Below are 4,988 nucleotides of genomic sequence, written 5' to 3' on the forward strand. Positions count from 1 at the left end.
GGACTTCGTCCCGCTGACGCGAACGGCTGCTGGGTAGGGCGTGGAGCAGCCTCGACATGGTGGCAATTGGGCTTGGGGAGCAGCAATCGCTGGCTGCTCTCCCCAGGAGATTCTGGATTTTTCGGCCAGCTTGAATCCGCTGGGCCCACCGGAATCGGTCTTGCAAGCTCTGACTCAGGCGCTGTCTGCAGCAGACCCGGTTGTAATCAGCCGCTACCCGGATCCCGACTATCGGGACTTGCGCATCTGTTTGGCCAACCATTGGGCCGTCGATCCTGAGTGGATCTTTGTGGGCAATGGGGCAGCGGAGTTGCTCACCTGGGCAGCCCGGGATGCGCAAGGGCGGGAGGTATGGCTGCCCCAGCCTGCTTTTGGGGATTATGCGCGGGCTCTGCGGGCAGCAGGGGCGACCATCAAGCCGCTGCCTTTTTTCCCCGGCCAGGGATCCCCTAGTTTCGCCTTTCTCCAGGAGCCGCTTCCGGCGGCAGGCAAGGGAAACCGGGTGCTCTGGCTGAACAACCCTCATAACCCGACGGGCTGGCTGATCCCGCAGCAAGATATCCTGCCTCTCCTGCCCCAGTTCGACCGGGTGGTGGTGGACGAGGCTTTTATGGACTTTTTGCCGGGGGAGCCCACCCTGAGCTTAAACTCCAGCCCGTCGGCAATGCCCCGCAGCCAAACCTTGATCCCCCACCTGGCGGCTCACCCCAACACCATCGTCATCCGTTCCCTCACCAAGTTTTTCACCCTGCCCGGCTTGCGCATTGGCTTTGCGGTGGGGCACCCGGATCACTGGCAGCGCTGGCGACAGTGGCGGGATCCCTGGAGCGTCAACGGATTGGCGGGAGTGGCAGTGGCGGCAGCTTTGGCCGATGAGGACTTCCGCCGGCGCACCTTGGCCTGGCTACCCGTGGCCCGAGAGCATTTGTTCAGGGGTTTGCAAGCACTGCCCGGCTGGGATCCCTGGCCTGGTCAAGCCAATTTTGTGTTGGTGCGCTGCCCTGGCTCTGCCACGCAAATTCAGCGGGCGCTGCTGCAGCGGCACCGGATTCTGGTGCGGGATTGCCTGAGTTTTCCCGAGCTGGGAGATCGCTACCTGCGCATTGGCCTGCGCACCCTGCCGGAGCAGGAGCAGTTGTTATCCGCCTGCCGGGAGATCCTGGAGAATAGCTAGGGATTTTTCTGCGGGAGAAATTCTCATGCCCGAAGCTACCGCCTTTTGGCCGGAATGCAACGCCCCTATCGTGCGGGGGGTGGCCCATTACAGCGATCTGGAGTTGCTGCGGGCCTTTCAACGGCAGCCGGAGGTGGCCCGCTACTTCATCAGCCTGTTTTGCCGCTACTGCCAGTGGGTGGACGGGATCCTTGCCGAACATCTGCCGCCCGAGCAGTGGGCTGCCTATCGAGAGCAGGTTTGGTTGCGGCTTTACCTGCGCCTACAGCGCCTAGATGTCCACAGCCTTGTGGAAGAAGCGGCTGGCGAAGGGGATCCTGTGCTGCGACCCTGGCTGGCGGAGCAAACCCGTGAGCTGATCCAATCCTTGGATGGGATCCCCACCCGCCCTCAAGCTTCTTGCAGTCTCGACTCCACCAGAGGCGGGGCGAAGTCCTCTCTTTCACCGGCACTGGCCTGTTATTTGACTGCTGGTTTGGATACCTTGCCGGGGGATCTGCGCTTCATTCTGCTGCTGCGGGATCGCTTTGGCTGGCCACCGGTTCGCATTGCCGACCAACTCAAGGCTGACGGATACTACCTTGCTCCAGAAGACGTGGATGCCATCGTTGCCTCTGCCCGCCAGATCTTGCTTCAGAACCTACCGACAGATGTGCGTGCCCTCTATCTGGAGGCAAAGCCCTAGAAGACTGCCATAGCCCTGTGGCATGGTGGTTTATGGCAAGGTATGGGGCGCTGGCAATCCTTGTTCCTAAGGTGGTTTCTCCTGTTAGGCTGTTTCCGGCTGTAACAGTGGATCGGCATTGTTTGCTCTCCGACTTTACATCAAGTTGAGTGTGGGCTGTCTATGAGTCCTTCTCCGCTTCCCCCAGACCCTACCCAACCCCTGTCTCCGGCACAGCAGTCCCATTCACATCTAGTTCCTCAACTTGCTCTTCAGGAGGCGCTGAGCCATCTGCATTTGGATGTGCTGAAAGAACTGGAGCGATTCCGCCTCTGGCAGCGTTTGCAGCGCATGGACTCTGTCCCGCCACCACGAGCAGGTCAGCTTGGGAATACCAGCTCTGTACAGCGCCCTTCACCTGTACTCATTCAAGAGGTGGTGGAAGACTTGGAAGAGGAAGAGATGCCGCGGCCCTCCGGGGCCTTTTCGCCCCTCTGGGTCTTGCTGCTGTGGGTGCTTTCCTGCGCGGGGATTGGCTTTGGGGTGCGCTGGCTGATCTGGCCGGAAGAACTGTCCCTGCCCCAAAGTGCTGCCAGCAGGGCGGAAGAAGGGATCCCTGCCCAGCTGGATTTGGCCCAGTTGCCCCTGATCCCACTGGAACCGGTGGAAGGGCAGGTGGGAGAGGAGTTCTATTCCGGTGGCTTGGATCCGGATCGGCTGGCGCTGGGCTTGACGGCCACCCCGGACTTGAAGGACGTACAGGTGGATCCTCTTCAAGGCGTTCCTAACCTGCTGGACAGCCTGCAGACCGACTTGGCCTTGGCTTCCAAGGAACCCTCTCCCCCCAGCTTGCAAACGGTGGAGCAGTTGGCAGCCAGCCTGGAGCGCCCATCCCAACCTTCACCGCCTACCTCTGTGGGATCCCAGAACGTGGTGCCCCTAAGCGACAACAGCGTAGACTCTCTGGGGCCGAACCGCGGCGAGGGAACCTTCTTGGTGCTCACTACCTACTCGGGAGATGAGAGCTTGGCACGTGCTCGAGAAGTTTCTGATGGGGCCTTTGTCAAAGATGTGAATGGCCAGAAGTTTGTGCAGTTGGCAGCATTTGAGCAACTGGAGTATGCCCGCTATCATGCGGAAACCCTGAAAAATAAGGGCTTTAACGTTACAATTGCTGAGCAGTAGCTTTGAGGACTACAGATCCCGAATCCAAGGGATCCGAGAGAGAGGTAGCCGCCGCCAGATCCCTTCACTTCCTTCTGGATCGAGCAGGCGCCAGGCCAGCAACCCGGTTGCCGAGAGGAAAACCAGGGCCAGCAACAACGCAAGGGCATTCTGTAGGCTTTTCAAAAAGGGCCAGAGGCGGGCTGTGCTCGGCCCCACCTGAGCAGCTCCAGACCGCTGCCGCGCCTGGGCGGGGGGGTTCCCGGAAGCTGGAGAGGAACTCAAGGGACGGGCAGGTGGAGCGAGGGTAGAGGACGTCAACTGGGCGGCAGGAATGGGTGGCCCTGGTAACCGATTCAAAGCCATAACCACAGCCTGAGGGCGCTGCTGCTGACGCATCCACCGGTTCAGCTCTGCCAGAGAGATGGCACAGAGGTTGTTGAGACCCAGACCCTGAATTCGCCCCACCAAAGGCCGGTCGTTGCTGACCAAAACCACCAGCGTTCCCGGCTGCTGCTGGGCCAGGGCATAGGCGCATTCGGCAATCGCTTCTTCCAAACGTACCCTCATGGACTGATCGCCGGCACCGGCGCCACCCACCAAGGCACGGGCTTCTGAGACGGCAAACCCTAGACTGGGCCAGTGGCGCAAAAACTCGCGGGCTGTCGATTCTTCTTGGGGATCAATAGCCTGCCGGCTCAGGCGTTCTAGCTCGGCCATCACTGCCTGTGGCAGCACACACACCCCAAACCGTGCCCACTCCTGCCATAGAGCCAGACGACCGGCCAGGATCACGGGGCTGTCGAAGACGAGGAGAGGCGGGATCTCGGCCATGGGATGCGCCAGCGTTGGACTTAACCTCAATTGTGCAGCTTCCCCGAAGACTTGGGTAGCAGGGATCCCTCTGCCAGGCAGAGGCGGATGGCCAGCGGGTAGAGGCGGTGCTCCTGGGCCTGGATGCGCCGGTAAAGGGATTCCACGGTATCTTCGGGCAGAACCGGCACGGCTGCTTGGGCCACGATGGGGCCACTGTCCATTTCCAGGGTGACCCGATGAACGGTGCAGCCGGCGATTTTCACACCGCACTTCAGGGCTTGTTCAACGGCACGCAGGCCCTTGAAACTGGGCAGCAGGCTGGGATGCAGGTTCAAGACGCGATCCGGGTAGGCAGACAACAACACCTGGGTAACCAGGCGCATCCACCCGGCCATGATCACCCATTCCACGTGATGCTGCCAGAGCACCTGGACAATGGCGGCGTCCAGATCTTCGCGACGGGGGTAGTCTCGGTGGTCGAGCAAGACGCAAGGGATCCCTCGCTTTTGGGCCCGCTGCCGCACATAAGCTTTGGGATTGTTGGTGATGACCACAGCAATCTGGGCCTGCAGTTCCCCAGCCTCAATGGCTTGAGCAATAGCTTCGAAATTGCTGCCATTGCCGGAAGCCAAAATGCCGAGGATCCCCGGTTGAGAGGGCACTGGGATCCCGTCGGGATCCGGCCAGAGTAAGCTGGGCGAGTTCATGAGCGTTTGGTGGGAAAGTCTGCAGCCCCGCTATTTTAAACCCAGACAGCCTCCCCTCTGGTTCTGGCCAGGTTGATCCAGAGAGGGATCCAAAAACTTGACCGTCGCCGGCTTTGACAGGCGCACCCGCGCCATCGAGCGCTGCACGGATCAAGCCCAAGAGGAGCTGCGGGAGATGCCTCAAGAAATGCGGAAAATGCAGCAGGAGATCCGCGATCTCTCAAGCTCCTCCAAAAATAGGCCAAGTCGATCAAGTCGATCCCAGCAGTTGAGGCCGGATCTTATGGACTCCGTCCCACTGTGGCGAGCGGCCACCTGATCTAGAGTGGGAAAGCATGGGCAGTGGGTGTGAGAGCATGGCTCCTTTGCAAGGACGACGCCGGCGGTTTTGGATTTGCAGCATGGTAGTCATCCTGGCCGGGTTTATGGGATCCCTGCTGGCGGGATCGGCCCAGAACCTGGG

Annotated in this window: 5 protein-coding genes; 3 read left to right on the forward strand and 2 right to left on the reverse strand. The window is 60.6% G+C overall.

The window, feature by feature from the left end; translation table 11 throughout:
• Positions 1 to 40: 40 nt before the first annotated feature.
• The 3 genes from cobD (at position 41) to NW819_RS04950 (ending at position 3,023) form a co-directional block, all read left to right on the forward strand.
• On the forward strand, positions 41 to 1,174 hold the full coding sequence (gene cobD, locus NW819_RS04940; protein WP_414413072.1) for a threonine-phosphate decarboxylase CobD: 1,134 nt from the start codon (positions 41 to 43) through the stop codon (positions 1,172 to 1,174).
• Positions 1,175 to 1,199: 25 nt separating this feature from the next.
• The gene (locus tag NW819_RS04945) at positions 1,200 to 1,859 is read left to right on the forward strand and encodes a hypothetical protein (RefSeq protein ID WP_011432533.1); all 660 of its coding nucleotides are present in this window, start codon (positions 1,200 to 1,202) and stop codon (positions 1,857 to 1,859) included.
• A 282-nt stretch (positions 1,860 to 2,141) separates the two neighbouring features.
• Positions 2,142 to 3,023 (forward strand): hypothetical protein, encoded by an 882-nt coding sequence (locus NW819_RS04950; protein ID WP_414413073.1) that lies wholly within the window; start codon positions 2,142 to 2,144, stop codon positions 3,021 to 3,023.
• A 9-nt stretch (positions 3,024 to 3,032) separates the two neighbouring features.
• Here the strand turns inward: NW819_RS04950 and NW819_RS04955 are convergent, their stop codons facing one another.
• Positions 3,033 to 3,836, reverse strand: coding sequence for a PIN domain-containing protein (locus NW819_RS04955; protein WP_414413074.1), 804 nt, complete (start codon positions 3,834 to 3,836; stop codon positions 3,033 to 3,035).
• 26 nt (positions 3,837 to 3,862) lie between these two features.
• Positions 3,863 to 4,525, reverse strand: a complete 663-nt coding sequence (gene purN, locus NW819_RS04960; RefSeq protein WP_414413075.1) for a phosphoribosylglycinamide formyltransferase — start codon at positions 4,523 to 4,525, stop codon at positions 3,863 to 3,865.
• Positions 4,526 to 4,988: the final 463 nt, after the last annotated feature.

Source organism: Synechococcus sp. R8-2 (assembly GCF_047461715.1).
GTDB lineage: Bacteria > Cyanobacteriota > Cyanobacteriia > Thermostichales > Thermostichaceae > Thermostichus.